A 17,432-nucleotide genomic window follows, 5' to 3' on the forward strand; every position below is an offset into this window, starting at 1 on the left:
CTCTAAACCAGATCTTGGCCAGCAGGTTAGACGCACCGCAGCGTGCACAGCCCGCCGGCTTCCATATGAGGAGAAATAGTTATGCCTACCCCCACTAAGGGTCCGCGCCTCGGAGGCGGCCCGGCTCACGAGCGTCTCATGCTCGCGAACCTGGCAGCCGCACTGTTCGAGCACAAGCGGATCACCACCACGGTGACCAAGGCCAAGCGACTCAAGCCCTACGCCGAGCGCCTGGTGACCTTCGCCAAGCGCGGCGACCTGGCTTCCCGCCGTCGTGTGCTCGGCCTGATCGCCAACAAGGGCGTCGTCCACGAGTTGTTCACCGACATTGCCCAGGCAGTGGAGAACCGCGACGGCGGCTACACCCGCATCACCAAGATCGGCAACCGCAAGGGCGACAACGCCCCCATGGCTGTCATCGAACTGGTTCTCGAGCCGGTTTCCGCCAAGCAGGCCGTGGTAGCCGAGGCTACCTCCGCCGCTCAGCGTGACGCTGACAAGAAGGAGGCCGAGAAGGCCGACGCAGCTCCGGTTGCCGAGACCGAAGCTGCGGAGACCGAAGAGGCCCCCGAAGCTGAGGTTGCAGAGACCGAAGCAGCAGAGACCGAAGAGGCTCCGGCCGCTGAGGAAGCTGCTGCAGCGTCCGAGAAGGACGCGAAGTAATTCGCTAAAACCTTCTTATAGACTTCAGTCTATGAACGAGCTCAAACCCGCTGCCCCCGACTTGGGGGGCGGCGGGTTTCTGCGTATCCGGCTGGATCTTTCCTACGACGGCGGTCCCTTCAGTGGCTGGGCCGTCCAGCCGGGGCTTCGCACCGTCCAGGGCGTCCTTGAGGAGGCCTTGGCCCTGTTGATCCGCCGCCAGGTCCGGGTCACCGTGGCCGGCCGCACCGACGCCGGCGTGCATGCCCGCGGACAGGTGGTGCATCTGGACCTGACCGAAACGGAGTGGCGCGGCCTGAACCGCGGCGCCGAACTGGAGCCCGCGGTCGCGCTGCTGCGGCGGCTCCGTGGCGCCTTGAGCCGAGGGCTGGGCCAGCTCAGTGGAGCGGTCGAGGTGCACCGCGTCTTGATCGCGCCGGCGGGCTTCGACGCCCGCTTCTCCGCCCTTTGGCGGCGCTACAGCTACCGAATCGCCGACGGACCCACTCGTTGGGACCCGCTGGGCCGCCACTCGACGCTTTGGCACAAGGAGCAGCTGGACACTGGGCTGCTCAACGAGGGCGCCTCCCGGCTGCTGGGCCTGCAGGACTTCCGTTCGTACTGCAAACCCCGCGAAGGCGCCACGACTATCCGGGAGCTGCAGCGTTTCGAGTTCACCCGCGGCGCGGACGGCGTCATCGTGGCGGCTGTCCAGGCGGACGCTTTCTGCCACAACATGGTCCGCTCGCTGATTGGAGCCGCGCTCCACGTGGGGTCCGGATTGGAACAGCCCGGGTGGCTGTACGAGCGTCTGATCGCCCGGCAACGGGACGCGCGCTCCGTGCTTGCTGCCCCGCACCCCCTCGTCCTGGAAGAAGTGGCCTATCCGTCCGCGAGCGGGCTGCTGGCCAGGGCCGAGCTGACCCGCGCCCGGCGCGAATAGAGCGCCCGCAGGGTAGTACGTCCTGCGGGGACGGCCTTAGAACGCCCGCAGCGCTCCCTCGGCCGGCAGCTCCACCGTGAAGGTGCTCCCGCGGCCGGGGAGGGTGCTGCACGAGATGGAGCCGCCGTGGCCTTCCACGATTGCCTTCGTGATGGACAGGCCGAGCCCGGCCCCGGGGATTGCTCCGTCCCGCACGGCCGGGCTCCGGAAGAACCGGGTGAAGATTTTCCCGGCGTCGGCGGCGGTCATGCCGATGCCGCTGTCCTCCACCCGCAGCAGCACCCGTCCGCCCTCGGCCCGCGCCGAGACCGTCACGGAGCCGCCGTGCGGCGAGTACTTGATGGCGTTGGAGACGAGGTTGTCCAGGGCCTGCCCGATCCGCAAGGGGTCCACCTCCGCCCACAACGGCGCCGTAACGTCCATCGCCAGCGAGACCCGTGAGGATTGCGCATGGGCCTGTGCAGAACCCAGGCTCGCTTCCACCAGCCCGGCCAGGTCGGTTTTCCGCGGCTGGACGTGGACCGCGGAGTTGGCGGACATCAGCAGATCCGACACAAGGGCCAGCAGGCGCTCCGCATTGCGCTGCGCGACCTCGATCCGGCGCAGCACCGGCAGCGGCAGTTCCTCGGCCAGGACCAGGTCCAGATTGCCGATGATCGACGTCAACGGAGTCCGGAACTCGTGCGAGACGGTCGCGACGACGTCTTCTTTGGCGGCGAGGGCATTGACCAGGCCAGTGACCTCGTTGTAGACGACGACGGCGCCGCGGAAGTCGCCGTCGTCGCCCTTCAAGGGTCTCGCCCCGGTGGATACCACCCGGCTGCCCGGAGCCGCACCGAAGCAGACCAGATGGTCCGCGAAGGACTCGCCGCCCATTGCCCGGCGGAGCGGGCGGCGTCCCGCCGGCAGGGGCGTGGCTTGGTCGCGACCGGTCAGCAGCAGCCGTTCTTCCGAGCCCGGATCCGCGGGTGAGTCATCCCCGGCCGGCGCCGCGGACGCTTCCAGCGCGGTCTGCCAGCTGTTGGTGAGCAGCCGCCGGCCGTCCGCGTCAATGGCGACGATGCCGACGTCGACGGTGTCCAGGATTGCGTTGAGCAGCCGTTCGCGCTCCCGGCTCTCCGTGAGGAGCGCCTGCAGTTCCGCTTCCTTGGCTTCGACTTTGCGCTGCTGCCGGAGCACTTGCGCGCGCACGAACTGGATGGCCAAGGAAACAGCCAGGGTGGTCAGCGCCAGGAGCACCATCGAGGCAATGCGCCCCGGGCGTTCCTCGGCGCCGGCCGCAAAGTACCAGGGCAGGCCCGCCAGCAGTGGCCCCAGGAAGCTGATCGAGACGACGGCGGCGGGGGAGAGCCGCGACACGGAAATCCAGACCACCGGGAGTACCGACAGGACACCAAGGCCGGGCAGTTCCTCTGCGGCCGCGAGCCGGCTCAGCCCGATGGCGGCCAAATCAAGAACCGGAATGGTCAGGGACGCCAGGGGGCCGAACCGGTGCCACGGCACGAGGCCCGAGGCGAGGAAGATCAGGGAATGCAGGGCCAAGGCGGCCTGGCCCCAGCCGCTGGAGAGGTGGAGGCCCCAGGCGGCGGGCGCGGCCGCCACACCGGCGGCCAATAGCAGCGTGAGGGGCAGCTGGCTGGCCAGCACCAGCGCACGGGGATGCCGGATGCCGAAGCCGCCGGGAGCGCCCAGGCCACGGATCAGCCGCGCTTCACTCAAGACAGGGRCCCCTTCCTCGCAAGTGGAGTTTACATTGCTGTCACACTAACTTGACACTAAAAGCCATTACCGTTGCATGTGTTCCTGCGCCGAAGCCCGAAATTGGTGTCCGGCGTGGGTATTGTGACAGGACAGGGGCGGAAGCTCCGCGACTTTGTACCAGCGGTTGTAGGCCGGCCGGCAACGCTCCGGCGGACTGCAGACAGCATCGGATGTGAGGGGTGGCATGAGTGACATGGGTGTGGCCGTCGTCGTTGAGGACGACGCGGATGTGCGGAACCTTGTCGAGGCTGTCCTGCGGCAATCGGGCTTCGAGGTGCATTCGGCGTCCGAGGGCCGCGAAGGGGTCGACGTCGTTCGGCAGCGGGAAGCCAATGTGGTCACGCTGGACGTGGGCCTGCCCGACATTGACGGCTACGAGGTGCTCCGCCGGATCCGTCAGTTCAGCGACGCCTACATTGTCATGCTCACCGCTCGGACGGACGAACTGGACACGTTGACGGCCCTCCACACTGGAGCCGATGACTTCCTGACCAAGCCGTTCCGGCCGCGTGAGTTGCGGGCCCGGGTGGCCGCAATGATGCGCCGCCCGCGACACGAGGGTCAGCGGGCCGGGAACCCTGCCGCCGCCCAACCGGCCGGCGTCGCTCCTGCATCCGACAACGTCCTGCGCCACAACGGGCTGGCACTGAATCCGGATTCCCGTTCGGTAACGGTCGACGGCGGCCCGCTCGCTTTGACGCGCAGCGAGTTCGAACTCCTGCACGCCCTCCTCCTGGGTGCCGGAGCGGTCAAATCCAAGGCCGAGCTGGTGCGTGTGGTGCGCGGCGAGTACTACCGGGCCGACGCCTACATCAGCGAGTCAGACGAGCGCGCCGTGGAGGTACACATCGGCAACCTGCGCCGGAAACTCCGGGAAGATCCGGTGCAGCCGCGCTGGCTCCAGACGGTGCGCGGCGTAGGCTACCGGCTGGCGCCGGCCCGTCCCTAGTGCTTCTGGAGGATGCAGCTGAACTGCAGCTCATCCACCGTTTCGCTACCGCGGGCCGCGACCTCGTCGAGTCGGGAGGCGGCCAGTGCTAGCTTGCCGGAGCGGATCATTTCTTCAAGATCTCCGGCCAGTTCGGCCAGCCGCAGGCCTCCGACCATGGACGAGGAAGTCTTGAGGCTCAGCACCGCGTCGAGCGCGGCTGCCTGGTCACGGGTGTGCAGTGCCGTTGCGAGGGAGTCATAGCGCTGGTCCCACATCTGCGCGTAGTCGCGGGCGAAGCCTTTTGCGACGGCGGCGCTGTTCAGCTGCTCGCCCAGGTTCTGGAGGGCGGAGGGGTCCACCAGCGGCGCTGTGTCGGAGGGGGCCGCGGCGGCGCAGGGAGCCGCCGGTCCGGCACCGCCAGCGGGGGCATCGGCGGTGAGTGTGGCGGCCGCGTTTCCGTCATCGGGGCGGGCAGCTAAAAGAGACATGGCACTACGGTACTAGGTGCCCGCTCCGGCGCCGGAAGCGTTCAGGCCATCCTGCGGAAACCTTGTGGCTATCCTTGTCCGCCCCGTGACCCGGCACCGGTCGCCGCTTAGTGGCCGCTGAACGTCGCGATGGCGTTGATCACCGCGGGCCCCAGGATGGCGATAAACAGCACCGGAAAGATGAAGAACAGCAGGGGGAACAAGATGGTGACCGGCAGCTTCATCGCCTTCTCCTCGGCCCGCTGGCGTCGCTTGACCCGCATCACCTTGGCCTGGATTCGGAGCACCCGGCTGATGGCGATGCCGTAGGTGTCCGCCTGCACCACGGCCTGGACGAAGCTGCGGAGTTCGGGGATGTTGGTGCGCTCGGCCAGGGCCTGATAGGACTCGCGGCGGCTGCGTCCCACCTGCATGTCCTGCAACGTGCGGACCAGTTCCTCGGCGAGGGGACCCTTCCCGTTTTCGCCCGCCCGCGCCATGGCCCCTTCGAAGCCCAGGCCGGCCTCGACCGAGATGAGCATCTGATCCAGGGTGTTCGCCAGTTCCAGCTGCATGATCTTCTGCCGCTCCTGGCCCTTGCTGTACAGCAGGAGGTCCGGGATGAAGTAACCCAGCAGGACCACAAAGAGCCCTACCAGCTTGATGACGGGGGTGGAACCCGAAGCGCTGATGTAGAAGCCCAGCAAGACGCCGGTCAGGCCGAGCAGGGGCTTGGCCGCCAGCACGCGTCCGAGGGGCAGGGAGGTGGGGCGGCCAGCCAGGGACAGGAGCTTATCGAGTTTGCGGACATATCCGGCCGGCGTCAGACGGTAACCGATCCGTTCCAGCAGCGAGGTCCGCTGAACCTCGGCGGACTCAGCGGTCTCCGTGCCTGCAGCCAGTAGCTCGCGGATTGCCCGGTGGGACTTCCGATCGACGGAGAGCGCTGCCCAGACAAGATACCCGAGCGGCAGGGAGACCAGGAGCAGGGCGATCAGTACCGAAGGGTCCACGGGCACCTCAGAACTTCAAATCGATGATCTTGCGCATCCACAGACCACCGATGGTCATCATGATGAGGGACGCTCCAATCATGATCCAACCCAGCGGGTGGCTGAACATGGAGTTCATATAGCCTGGGTTGGCGAGCATGAGCATCGCTACGATGCCGAACGGCATCGCCATGAGGATATAGGCGGAGAACTTTCCCTCGGCYGCSARSGACTTGATGTGGCCCTTGATTTCGCTGCGCTCGCGGATGGTCTCGCCCACCTGGTCCAGGACTTCGGCGAGGTTCCCGCCCACCTCACGGTTGATCTGGATGGCCTGGGCTATCCAGACAAAATCATCGTTCCGCATCCGCTCGGCCGTGTCGGTAAGGGAGGACTGGAGATCGCGCCCGAGGCTCGTTTCCGTGACGACCCGGCGCATCTCTTCCGCCGTCGGACTTTGCGATTCCGTGGCTGCCGCGTCGATGGCCCGTAGAATGCTGTGCCCTGCCCTGAGGCCGCCGGAGAGGAGTTGAAGGGTGTCACCAAGTTGCTGGTCAAACAGGCTGCGGCGTTTGCCCGTGAGGAAGCCGATAACGAGGTGCCCCGCCAGCGGCACCAGCAGGACGAACAGGATCGCCAGCAGAGGGCCCGCGACGACGAAGCCCGCCAATGCGCCGACGAGCGCACCGGCCAGGACCAGCACAAAGAAATCGGACTGGCCCATCCGGAGCCCCGCGTTCTCGAGTGCATCCCTGCTGAAGAGCCTGACTTTCCGCTGCGCGAAGTATCCGTCGAACAAGTGGACGGCCGATCCGGCGAACCGGGTCAGTTGCGAGTCCGGCCGGTTCTGGACGGGCCGGCGCCGGTCCGTCGGCACGCGTGCGCCTCGCGGGGCTAGCAACGCGAAACCGAGTAGCAGCAGGGCAACTGAGAACAGGCCAACACCAATGGGCAGCATCGTCATGGCGGGTTCACTGCCTTCCGGCTGGGGTCAAGGGAGCTGCAAAAACGCTGGGAGAGACATGGATGCCAAAGTCTTCGAAGCGGTCGATGAACCGCGGGCGGATCCCGGTGGGGACCGGTTTGCCAAGGAACCTGCCGTGGACGTCCACACCGGCGGAGTAGTCGAAGACGAACGCGTCCTGCAGCGTGACGATGTCCCCTTCCATGCCCTGAACCTCCGTGACGTGGGTGATGCGGCGGCTGCCGTCGCGTAGCCGGGATATCTGGATGATCAGGTTGACGGCGGAGGCGATCTGCTCGCGGATGGCGCGGAGCGGCAGGTCCATTCCCGCCATCAGGACCAAGGTCTCCAGACGGGCGACGGCGTCTCGGGGCGAGTTTGAGTGCACCGTGGACAGCGAGCCGTCGTGGCCGGTATTCATGGCCTGGAGCATGTCCAGCGATTCCCCGCCACGAACCTCGCCGACCACTATTCGGTCCGGACGCATACGCAGGGAGTTCCGCAACAGCTCGCGGATGGTGACCTCGCCCTTGCCTTCGGTGTTCGGCGGACGGCTTTCGAGCCTGACGACGTGCCGCTGCTGGATCTGGAGTTCGACGGCGTCCTCGATCGTCACGATGCGCTCGTCATGGGGCAGGAACGATGAAAGTACGTTCAGCAGGGTGGTCTTGCCGGTGCCCGTGCCGCCAGAGACGATGATATTGAGCTTTGCCTTCACACAGGCGTTCAGGAGCTCGGCCATCTCGGGGGTCAGGGTGCCGAATTCGATGAGGTTTTGGACCGTGAGCGGCACTTTGCTGAATTTTCGGATCGTCAGCGAGGAACCGCCCACCGCCAGGGGCGGGATGACGGCGTTGACGCGGGAACCGTCCTCGAGGCGTGCATCAACGAGCGGGGATGACTCGTCGATGCGTCGGCCCACCTTGGATACGATGCGCTCGATCACCTTGCGCAGATGGTCTTCGGAACTGAACCGCGATTCGGTGAGCGTGAGCTTGCCATGACGCTCGACATAGATCTGGTCCATGCCGTTGACCATAATTTCCGTCACCGCTGAATCATCGAGGAGTCGCTGCAACGGTCCGTAGCCCAACACGTCGTCTGCCACGTCCCGTACCAGCCGGAGGCGTTCCTCTCCGGACAAGGGCACCTGCTCAGCATCGATGATGCGGGTGAGTTCTTCACGGGCGGACGAGCGCAGATCGCTTTCCGTGATGGCGGAATCATTGAAACGTGCGCCCATGCGCTCGAACAGGGCGGTGGCGGCGCGCTGCTTGAGTGCGGCGAAGACATCCACCGGTTGCTGGCCCGCAGACCTGTGCGAGTCCGTTTGCTCTTCGAAAGTGGGGGCTGCCACCGCCGTGCGCTGCCGCTCCAAGGCCGCCGGGGACTTGAGTATTTGGAGGGGCGCGGCCTGGACGGCTGGGACGGGCTCCGGAGCAGGGCTGGTCGCAGCCGCTGGCCCGCCTTCAGCAGCGGCGAGCCGTTCAGAGAGCTTCACTGGACCACCACTCTCCGGTGCAGTTTCCTCTTCGCCCTGGCACGCCACGCCGGATCGAACCGCTCAACCAGCTGCCGCAGGCCTTTGACGGCCGGGTCCATGCGTCCCTCTTGGAGTACAGGTATGCCCCGGTTGGTGGAAAAAGCTACAGCCTTGGACCGTGGAATGCTTACGTCGACGGGTGCACCGATGGTGGCTTCCACGTCCTGGACGCTAAGGCCAGATGCAGCGTCGGCCATGTTCAAGACGACATGACGCGTCTCGGGCAGGAGGTCCAGCCGTCTTAGGATCTCGAGGCCGGACCTGAGCCCCCGGATGCTGGGGACATCCATGGTTGTTACCCAGACGACGTCAGTGCACTGCTCGAGGGCGGCCAGCCCGACCTCCGGTAAACCGGGGGCCGTGTCCACTATGACGTACTGGAACTGTTCCGCGAGCTGCCCGAGCAGGCGCGTCACGTGCGCGGGGGTGATATTGTCCGCTTCTTCGGGACTCCTTGGAGCGCAGAGAGCATAGATATTACCGGGGTGGACGGTCAGGAAGGCCTTCAGTACCAGAGAATCGTGGCTCGCCGAGGACGAGACCGCATCGGTCACGGTGTGCTCCGGGTGGAGGTACAACCCTGAGGCGACGTCTCCGAATTGCAGGTCCAGGTCCACGATGACCACGCTCATGGGGGCCACCTGACCCAGCCCGATGGCGATGTTGGTGGCAATTGTGGTCTTGCCGACGCCGCCTTTGGGCGAGAAGACGCCGATCACCAGACCCTTTGGGGCGTCAGGCTGTTGAACGGCGGCGGACCTGTTCTTGCTGGCAAAGGACTGGCAGGCTCGTTCCAGCATGACCCGGATCTGGGCGGCGTCGGCGTTTGGGCTGAGAACATCCCGGATGCCGGCGCGCATAGCCAGCAGTAAGAAATCCGGGTCCGGTTCTCCCACCAGAATGACGCTGAGCTCGGAAAGCTGAATGTCGAAGACCGTGGCCAGTCGTAAAGCGTCCTCCACGGGCACTTCCGGTCCGAGAATCAGGACTTCGGGACGCTCCTGATCGAGCTTCGCGAACAACTCTCCGGGATCGGATGGATTGACGAAGGCGAACGTCTGTAGACCCCCCGGCAAGCCGCCGGCCAGAGCCTGACGGACGCGGGAAGCGAAGTCGGTATTGGGTGTGATCAGTACAAAGCGGCTCACTTGTAGACCTCCGGTTTCGTCATGATTCCAGGGCGGCCGCTGTCCTTGGCATTGAGCGGCTCCTTGCTCAGCCAAAGCGTGCCGAATTCGGAGCCATAGACGATCCTGGTGGCGTCCACGTCGTTCACGGCGACCGTCAGCAGCAACGCTCCGGTGGGCAACGACGTATCCTCAGGCGGCGCACCAGAGGCGCCGGGAGAGGGCTGGGGGGACGGGGTGGCCGCGGGAGCCCGTTGCACTGCCGTCACCAGGACCTTGTGGAGTGTCAGTTGCGTCGTCTCCTTGTCCGGCTTCGCCTCGAGGCCGCCGTTCTTCAACGAGATGAAGATGCCGATGTGGTCCCCGGCCGCCAGCCGTCCCCCGACAACGCGCTGGGGATCGAGCTGGAACGAAATCTCCTGGAGTCCGTCCGGAACCTGCACGGCTCCGCTCGACTGCGCGGTTTCCGGTGCGGTCAGTCGTTCAGCTACCAGTTGCTCACCGGGCAGGAGTTCGACGGCGGTGACCTTGCCGGCCTGGCCGTCGAGACTATGCAGCGCGGACTTGGCCACGGCGGTTCCTGGCAGCTTCTGGGCGGCCAGGAAGGGCAGGAGGCTTTCCACGGCGGTGCCGGCCGGTACCGCCTTTGCCACCACCAGGACATCCACAGGATCGAGGTCCTTGACGGCACGCTCGTCCGCGCCGTGGGCGTATGACACCACGAGAACGGCGCCGATGATGGCCAGGACCACGGCGGCGATCCCGGCGAGTAGTCGTGACTTCACGATGCGGGTACTCCAAGCGTGAGATGGGCAATGTCGGCACCGTAGTCGGGTGCGCTCCCGAGTTCGAAGGCTTCGGACAAGGAGACGAACCTGACGAAATGGCCACGGATCGTTTTGTTGGCGATCGTGCCGCCGGCGGTCCAGCCGATACTGGCGAACTGGTAGCCGGTGACGTAAAAGGCCGCGAAGCCTTTGATAAAGTACTTCGCGTTATTACCGGTTCCGGTCGCCAGGTCGTAGAGCGGGAAAAGAACCGTTTGATTGTTCATTTTGCTAAGGTCGGCGGCAGTGCACCGGGTCGGCGCGCTGGCCCCAGGGTCGCTGACAAACCATGATCCTGAATCGCTGGGACTGCCGACGCCGAGAGTCATGCTGCATTGCGTGCTACTACTCTGAATCCAACCGAATCCGCCAGGAACCCGTCCGCAGCCGCTGCCGAATTCGAGGACTTGCTCAGCCGCAACGGAAGCGCCGGGACTCAAATTGAACTTGCACTCGGCGATGACCAGGGGGAGAATCACCGTCCCTCGGGACGGTGAACCCCATTGGGCATACGAAGCCGCTCCCACCTCGGCCTGCGAAATGCCAAGGGCCCGGGCGAAGAAGAGGGAAATGTTGTTGGTGGCGGTACGCGTTTCCTTCGCCCCGGTGGCCACCGAGACGGTCCCCTTGGTCTTGTCGAGGGTGATGGATTTGATGTTGGTCATGCCGTCCACGGCATTGCCGTTGGCCAAGTTGCCGGCGAGTCCGCTGGGCCGTGGCCAAGTGCCGGAACACTCCGGGTCGCTGATGCTCTTAGCGCACTTTTGGGCCACCATGAGGGCCACCGCATCCGAGCCATTCTGGACCTGGGYACGCTCGGCGTAAAGTGCACCCACGTCAACGGCCAGGGCGGCGAAACCCAGCAGGCAGACCATGGCGAGTGCGACGACCACGCTGATCGCGCCGCGCTCGGTATCAGCTCGCTTTGTCATCCGCCACATTGCATTGTCCCCATGCCCGTCATGGCGAATGGCCCCGCGATTCCGGTCATCGTGCTGAGGTTGTAGGTGATTGTCAAAGTCACTTGGCGCTCCGCTGCGCAAGCCGTGGGTGCCGGTGTTGTCGAAGGCGTCGTTTGAAACGAAAAGACTATTTTTCCGTCCTGAAGTCCTGGGTTTAGCGTGGTCGCTGCGCTTTTGGCCGCGCTGAGGGCCGCAGTAGGGCTGCCACCGATCGCCATCACGCGTGCACCCTCGCGGGCAGCATTGGAGAGCGTAATCTGCGCGTTGTAGGCACGGCCGAATTCCATAATGCCGAGCAGCAGCAGAATCAGGAGGGGCGCCAGGAGTGCGAACTCCACCGCGACAGCCCCGCGCTCTCTGCCCTCACGCATGCGTAGCGACCTTTCTTCGGATGGGGCGTTGGCTGCCTAGGGTCCGGGTGCGACGAACGGTGCGGTGAAGGAAGACCCTTCACCGCACCATTCGTCCTGTCTGGATGGCGCCGCTACGGCTTCGGGGCCAGCTTGCTGGTGACGTTATCGAAGAGCGCGTTCAGCTGGGTGCCCAACAGGCCAACGGCGACGATGATGGCGACTGCAATGAGGGCAACCATGATGCCGTATTCCACAGCCGTTGCGCCCTTCTCTTCGCGAAGGCGGTTTTTGGCAGTAAAGCCTAGTGTCTGAAGGGTTGCGATAAGAGAAAGCATCGGGACTCCTGAGCGAGTTGGGCGGCTGGCCCTGCACCAGCTCTGAGAGGAACTTAGCAAGCGCCGACACGCCGAAGAATCGACTTTGCGGCATCCTGCGCCAAGGCTTCCCAAACTGCACGATTGCTGTAGTTATACTGCGCGAATTCTGCGGTGGAGTTGCTGACAGTGCAGGTACTCGGCGTCGGACGCAAGGAGGACCCCCTCGGTTTCTGGGTGCCGAGAGGGTCCTGCCTAGGAGGACCCTCTCGGCTCTGGGTGCCGAGAGGGTCCGGTCATGGGGGCGCCATGGGGCGCCGTTGTAACGGAGTTTTTGCTCCTACATATGCGAGAAGGCCGCAACAATGTTGATGACGGCCGGGCCCAGGATGACGATGAAGAGTACGGGCAGGATGCACAGCATTAGGGGGAAAAGCACCTTGATGGGAAGCTTCATTGCCTTCTCTTCAGCACGCTGCCGCCGCTTGATCCTCATTTGCTTGGCCTGCGTCCGCAGCACGCTTGCTATCGCGATGCCGTACACATCCGCCTGGACAACCGCCCGCACGAAGCTCCGCAGGTCAGGGGCTCCGGTGCGTTCGGCCATGGAGAGATATGCTTCCCGGCGACTCCTGCCGACTTGCATGTCCTGCAGGGTCCTAAGGAGCTCCGCGGCCAGCGGGCCACTACCGTTTTGGCCCGCACGCGCCATTGCTGATTCGAAGCCAAGTCCGGCCTCTACCGAAATCAGCATTTGGTCCAGGGTGCTGGGTAGTTCCAATTCGATTGCCTCCTGGCGCTTCGCACCCCGACTGTGCAGCAGCAGGTCTGGAACGACGTACGCGAGGACCGTCACAAACACAGCCAGCAGAATCGTTGTGCCGGTTGGAGTCTTGGCAACATACAGAACCCCCAGAAGGCCCGCCACCAAGGCAAGTGCCGGCTTGATCACCAGGAGACGCTCCAAGGGCAGGCCCGCTGGCCTACCGGCCTTGGCGAGCAACTTGTCCAGCCATGCCGGATACCCCTTCGGCGCCAAACGCTGGCCCAGCTGCGCGAGCCACGGGGCATCGACGCCGCCGGTAGCTGTCCCTGACGCTCCCTTAACTTTTCCCAAATTGCTGCGGACCGCAGCCAGGCCTGTCCGGTCGACTGATATCACTGCCCAGACCATCACCGAGCAGGGAACAATGATGATCGCCACTATGAACCACGCCATTACGCTCATGCTTATTTCCCCCTAAAACTTGATCTTGACGACACGGCTCAGCCAAAACGACCCGAGGGCCAGCAAAACAACGGCAAACCCGAGCAGTATCCAGCCGAGCACGCTTGTGTAAAGGACGCCGAGGTAGCCCGGGTTGGAGAAACTGAGGAACAGAAAGATCCCGACGGGCAAAGCGATGAGAATGTAGGCTGACAGCTTTCCCTCGGCACTAAGGGATTTCACCTGACCCTTGATCTGCATCCGTTCGCGGATGGTTTCGCCCACATGGTCCAGCACCTCCGCCAGGTCGCCGCCGACTTCCCGGTGAATCTCGATCGCCTGGGCAGTCCAGTCGAAGTCTTCACTCCTCATGCGTCGCGCTGAGTCGGCCATGGAGTCTTTCAGATCGCGTCCCAGCCTGGTCTCATTTACCAGCCGCGCGAATTCCTCCGAAGTCGGCGCATCGGACTCCTTCGCGACGGCGTCCACCGCTCGGAGCAGGCTGTGACCGGCGCGCAGTCCGCCGGAGAGCATCTGCACAGTGTCGCCAAGCTGCGAATCGAACTTCGCGCGACGCCTGCCGGCCATAATGTTCAGGAACAGCATCCCGGCGATTGGCGTCAACAGCACGAACAGCAGAGCCAGTATCAGCCCGGCCAAAACAAAACCGACGACACCCGCTGTGACGGCGATACACCCGAGCAGCAGAATGTAGTCAGCCTGGCGCAGGCGCAGCCCTGCTTCCTCCAACGAGTTGGCGGATCCAAAGCTGGCATTCCGGCTGACATTGTGGTCGACAAAGGAAGAAGCCGATGCCGCAAACCGGGTGAGGGCCGACGGTTGCTCGGCAACACCTGGTCTCCTGCGCGACAAATCGATGTTGGATTCGCGGCCACGAAAAGTCACTACGAAGAGGGACACCAGCGAGGCGAAGCAAAGCAGGACGCCCAGAACCAACAGAATCGGGCTAGCGATCACCGGTAACCACCGCCAATCGGCGAGGTCCCGAAGACGGCCGGGGAGAGGGCAATACCCAGATCCGCGAAGTGATCTACGAAGCGGGGCCTGACACCGGTGGGAATCGACCGCCCCTGGAACCGCCCGTTCGAGTCCATCCCTGCGCTGTAATCAAAAGTAAAGGCGTCCTGAAGCGTGACGACGTCGCCTTCCATCCCTTGGACTTCCGTCACGTGGGTGACTCGTCTCGTACCGTCCCGGAGGCGCGAAATGTGCACAATCAGGTTCACCGCCGAGGCGATCTGCTCGCGAATGGCACGGAGCGGCAGGTCCATACCGGCCATGAGGACCAGGGTCTCGAGCCTCGCGATGGCGTCGCGGGGCGTGTTGGCGTGCACCGTTGAGATCGAACCGTCGTGGCCCGTGTTCATGGCCTGCAACATGTCGAGGGTCTCGCCGCCGCGGACTTCGCCAACAATGATTCTGTCCGGGCGCATGCGCAGCGAGTTCCGGACGAGGTCCCGGATGCTAATTTCGCCTTTGCCTTCGATGTTCCTCGGCCGGCTTTCGAGCCTGACCACATGTTCCTGCTGCAGTTGAAGTTCGACGGCGTCCTCGATGGTGACAATCCGCTCGTCAGCAGGAATGAAGGACGACAAGACGTTGAGCAATGTCGTCTTGCCCGTCCCGGTTCCTCCGGACACGATGACGTTGAGTCTGGCGAGGACGCAGGAATTCAGGAGCTCGGCGATTTCGGGAGAGATGGTGCCAAACGAGATGAGATCGTTGACCGTCAAGGGAACCTGGCCGAATTTTCGGATCGTTAGCGATGCCCCGTTGACTGCCAACGGCGGAATAATGGCGTTGACCCGCGAGCCGTCGGACAGGCGAGCGTCCACCAGCGGAGACGATTCGTCGATTCTCCTGCCGACTTTGGTGACAATCCGCTCGATAATTCGGCGCAAATGTTCCTCGGACGTGAAGCGGGAACCGGTAAGGAAGAGCTTGCCGCCCCGTTCCACATAGATTTTATCCGGGCCGTTGACCATTACTTCTGTCACTGCATCGTCAGCAAGGAATTTCTGTAACGGGCCTAGGCCGATGACATCATCCAGGATCTCCTGGACCAGCCGCTGCTGTTCACCGGAGGTCAGTGGAATCTCGTCTTCTTCGATGATGGCGCGCAGTTCGTCTTTGGCGTAATCGTGCAACTCTCCCTCGTCCAGCGAAGAGTCCGAGATCCGGCTGCCCATCCGCTCATAGAGGGCCGCGCCGGCGCGGTCCTTTACCGCCGTCAGTGCGTCGTTGGCCTCCGCACTGTGATCTTTTGAGCCTGGTTCATTCCAGGGGGACTCATTCGCAACGCTCTGAGCTGTCCCTGCCCACGGGATCTCGGTCCGAGGGGAAACTGGCTGCTGCTTGATTGCCTGGCTGCGGACGGATTCGAAGCGATCTGCAAGTGTCATTGGACTACCGCCCTTCGGTGAAGCTTCTTGTGGGGCCTTTGATCCCAATTCGGATCAAACCGCTCGACGAGCTGACGCAGCCCCTTCGCCACGGCATCCTTGGATGCTTCCTGCAGCAGGGGTACGCCCTTGTTCGTGGAATAGGGCACCGAGTGTGACCGGGGGAGTACAACATCCACAGGGCAGCCAATGGTCGCCTCCACGTCCTGAAGCGTCAGTCCGCTGCGGCGATCGCCAAAGTTAAGCACCACATGCCGATTTGGGGGCAGCAGGGCAAGCTCGGTCAGGATTGAGAATCCTGTCCGAAGGCCCTTGATGCTCGGGATGTCCATACCGCAAACCCAAACGCCGTCTGTGGCCTGTTCGAGCGTGGCGAGAACATGTTCCCCGAGTCCTGGGGCGGTGTCCACTACAACATATTTAAACTCGCTGGCCAGCTGGACGAGCAACCGGGAGACCTGTTCGCCGGTTATCTGATCGGCCTCTATCGGGTTGAGGGGTGCACAGAGCGCATAGATGCCCGATGTGTGTAGGGTCAGGTATGACTTGAGCACCAGGCTGTCGCCCGCGGCCGCACCCTTTACGGCATCGGCGATGGTCTTCTCGGGTTCCAGCATTAGCCCGGACGCCACGTCGCCAAACTGYAGGTCCAGGTCCACCACCACAACGCCCATCGGAGCCATTTTTGCGAGCCCGACCGCGAGGTTCGTGGTGACGGTCGTTTTTCCCACACCGCCCTTGGGCGACATGACTGAGATGATTCGTCCGCTCCCGGTCAACGGTTCAACGCTGTTCCCGAGACCTCGACGCCGTCCAGCAGCCGCGAGGCTGGCGCGTTCAAGCATGATGTGGATGGCGCCTACGTCGGCGCCAGGCTCCAGGAGGTCCCTGATTCCTGCCCGCATCGCGGGCAAGGCGATGCTCGACTCGTCCTCGGTGACCAGCACCACGCTGATCTCCGGATATTGGAGGTCGAAGAGACTGGCGAGCCTGATGGAATCGTCTACCGGGAGGCCAGGTCCCAGCAGAATGACTTCGACGAGATCGCCCGAGAGGGTACGCAAGACGTCGTCCGGGCCCGGCGGCAGGAAGTTTGCCACGATTCCGTGAAATGTTCCGTGCAGGCGGGAAGCCGCCTGCCTGGCACGTGCTTCGAAATCTGAATCTGCTGTGATGGCTACGAATCTGCTCATCGGTACAGCTCCGGCTTCTTGACAATCACCGGGGTGCCTTCGGTGGCGGACGAGGGTTCTTTGGTCAGCCACAAGGTTCCGAAGTTGGCCCCGAACGCGATCTTGGCTGAATCGGCGTCGTTGCGGGCAAACGTTACGAGCAACTGCCCGGTGGGCAATTCCGTATTGGCCTGCTGCTCAGCAGTGGTTCCGGCGGGAGCCGTGCCAGCTGTCTTCGCCAAGGAACGTTGGACGCTCGTTACCAGGACTTTGTGAAAAATCTGTTGCCCGGACTCCACATCAGGGGCATCCTTTACGGCGCCCTTGTCGAAGAGGACGACAATGCCCACAGTGTCGCCGGCTGCGATGCGTCCACCGACCACCCGCTGGGCCTCCAGCTGAACCGAGATCTCCTGCATCCCGGCGGGAACCGGAACGGTGCCTGGCGCGGACAAGCTGTCAGGATCAGCCAGCCTTGCACCCAGTAGCGCTTCACCCGGCAGCAGATCTGCCGCGGCGACCTTCCCGTTCAGGCCTTCCAGGCTCTTCAGCGCGCCGTTGGGCACCGACGCCGCCGGTAGCGAGGTCAGTTTCACCGCACTCCGAATTTTTTCGAGATCAGTGCCCTTCGCAACCTGTTGTTGAATGACTAGCACCTCCACAGGCTGCAGGTCCTTTTGGGCCCTCGCCTCGGACGCGGATACGTATGAGACCAGTAGGACGGTGCCGACTATTGCCAGCACAAATGCGACGATGCCTCCCAGCAGGCGTGTTTTCACTTTGACTTCCTCCTTATGCCGATTG

At 63.9% G+C, this 17,432-nt stretch carries 18 protein-coding genes; 3 read left to right on the forward strand and 15 right to left on the reverse strand.

Going from position 1 to position 17,432, the window contains the following annotated elements; translation table 11 throughout:
- Positions 1–81: 81 nt before the first annotated feature.
- Positions 82–663, forward strand: coding sequence for a 50S ribosomal protein L17 (gene rplQ / locus AB4Y86_RS01550; protein ID WP_441399673.1), 582 nt, complete (start codon positions 82–84; stop codon positions 661–663).
- Positions 664–694: 31 nt separating this feature from the next.
- Positions 695–1,585 (forward strand): tRNA pseudouridine synthase A, encoded by an 891-nt coding sequence (locus tag AB4Y86_RS01555; RefSeq protein WP_441399674.1) that lies wholly within the window; start codon positions 695–697, stop codon positions 1,583–1,585.
- Between the two features lie 36 nt (positions 1,586–1,621).
- On the opposite strand, the gene AB4Y86_RS01560 is transcribed toward AB4Y86_RS01555, so the two are convergent.
- Entirely contained in the window at positions 1,622–3,304 is a 1,683-nt protein-coding gene (locus AB4Y86_RS01560) for a sensor histidine kinase (protein ID WP_441399675.1), read from the reverse strand.
- Positions 3,305–3,530: 226 nt separating this feature from the next.
- Between AB4Y86_RS01560 and AB4Y86_RS01565 the strand changes: the two genes are divergently transcribed.
- On the forward strand, positions 3,531–4,295 hold the full coding sequence (locus AB4Y86_RS01565) for a response regulator transcription factor (RefSeq protein ID WP_441399676.1): 765 nt from the start codon (positions 3,531–3,533) through the stop codon (positions 4,293–4,295).
- Here the strand turns inward: AB4Y86_RS01565 and AB4Y86_RS01570 are convergent.
- The 14 genes from AB4Y86_RS01570 to cpaB (AB4Y86_RS01635) all read right to left on the reverse strand — a co-directional run.
- On the reverse strand, positions 4,292–4,765 hold the full coding sequence (locus tag AB4Y86_RS01570) for an Hpt domain-containing protein (RefSeq protein ID WP_441399677.1): 474 nt from the start codon (positions 4,763–4,765) through the stop codon (positions 4,292–4,294). The two genes, AB4Y86_RS01565 and AB4Y86_RS01570, sit on opposite strands and share 4 nt — an antisense overlap.
- 107 nt (positions 4,766–4,872) lie before the next feature.
- A complete protein-coding gene (locus tag AB4Y86_RS01575) occupies positions 4,873–5,757 on the reverse strand; it encodes a type II secretion system F family protein (RefSeq protein WP_441399678.1) in 885 nt (294 codons plus the stop codon).
- A 7-nt stretch (positions 5,758–5,764) separates the two neighbouring features.
- Positions 5,765–6,700, reverse strand: coding sequence for a type II secretion system F family protein (locus tag AB4Y86_RS01580; protein WP_441399679.1), 936 nt, complete (start codon positions 6,698–6,700; stop codon positions 5,765–5,767).
- Positions 6,701–6,707: 7 nt separating this feature from the next.
- The gene (locus AB4Y86_RS01585; RefSeq protein ID WP_441399689.1) at positions 6,708–8,057 is read right to left on the reverse strand and encodes a CpaF family protein; all 1,350 of its coding nucleotides are present in this window, start codon (positions 8,055–8,057) and stop codon (positions 6,708–6,710) included.
- 140 nt (positions 8,058–8,197) lie between these two features.
- Entirely contained in the window at positions 8,198–9,391 is a 1,194-nt protein-coding gene (locus AB4Y86_RS01590; RefSeq protein WP_441399680.1) for an AAA family ATPase, read from the reverse strand.
- Positions 9,388–10,155: a Flp pilus assembly protein CpaB gene (gene cpaB, locus AB4Y86_RS01595; protein WP_441399681.1), complete on the reverse strand. Its 768-nt coding sequence runs from the start codon at positions 10,153–10,155 to the stop codon at positions 9,388–9,390. Before cpaB (AB4Y86_RS01595) ends, AB4Y86_RS01590 begins: the two co-directional genes overlap by 4 nt.
- Positions 10,152–11,138 carry a pilus assembly protein TadG-related protein gene (locus AB4Y86_RS01600; RefSeq protein ID WP_441399682.1) on the reverse strand — a complete coding sequence of 329 codons (987 nt, stop codon included), beginning with the start codon at positions 11,136–11,138 and terminating at the stop codon, positions 10,152–10,154. The genes cpaB (AB4Y86_RS01595) and AB4Y86_RS01600 overlap by 4 nt, the downstream gene beginning before the upstream one ends.
- Positions 11,126–11,530, reverse strand: coding sequence for a TadE/TadG family type IV pilus assembly protein (locus AB4Y86_RS01605; protein ID WP_441399683.1), 405 nt, complete (start codon positions 11,528–11,530; stop codon positions 11,126–11,128). Before AB4Y86_RS01605 ends, AB4Y86_RS01600 begins: the two co-directional genes overlap by 13 nt.
- Positions 11,531–11,643: 113 nt before the next feature.
- Entirely contained in the window at positions 11,644–11,847 is a 204-nt protein-coding gene (locus tag AB4Y86_RS01610) for a Flp family type IVb pilin (RefSeq protein WP_441399684.1), read from the reverse strand.
- 319 nt (positions 11,848–12,166) lie between these two features.
- A complete protein-coding gene (locus AB4Y86_RS01615; RefSeq protein ID WP_441399685.1) occupies positions 12,167–13,054 on the reverse strand; it encodes a type II secretion system F family protein in 888 nt (295 codons plus the stop codon).
- Between the two features lie 12 nt (positions 13,055–13,066).
- Positions 13,067–13,990 carry a type II secretion system F family protein gene (locus AB4Y86_RS01620; protein WP_441399686.1) on the reverse strand — a complete coding sequence of 308 codons (924 nt, stop codon included), beginning with the start codon at positions 13,988–13,990 and terminating at the stop codon, positions 13,067–13,069.
- A gap of 17 nt (positions 13,991–14,007) precedes the next feature.
- Positions 14,008–15,456, reverse strand: a complete 1,449-nt coding sequence (locus tag AB4Y86_RS01625) for a CpaF family protein (protein ID WP_441399690.1) — start codon at positions 15,454–15,456, stop codon at positions 14,008–14,010.
- Positions 15,453–16,649: an AAA family ATPase gene (locus AB4Y86_RS01630; protein ID WP_441399687.1), complete on the reverse strand. Its 1,197-nt coding sequence runs from the start codon at positions 16,647–16,649 to the stop codon at positions 15,453–15,455. The genes AB4Y86_RS01625 and AB4Y86_RS01630 overlap by 4 nt, the downstream gene beginning before the upstream one ends.
- On the reverse strand, positions 16,646–17,432 hold a 787-nt coding region (gene cpaB, locus AB4Y86_RS01635), incomplete at its 5' end, for a Flp pilus assembly protein CpaB (RefSeq protein ID WP_441399688.1). The genes cpaB (AB4Y86_RS01635) and AB4Y86_RS01630, both read right to left, overlap by 4 nt.

Source organism: Arthrobacter sp. 2YAF22_2 (genome assembly GCF_052114645.1).
Lineage (GTDB): Bacteria > Actinomycetota > Actinomycetes > Actinomycetales > Micrococcaceae > Arthrobacter.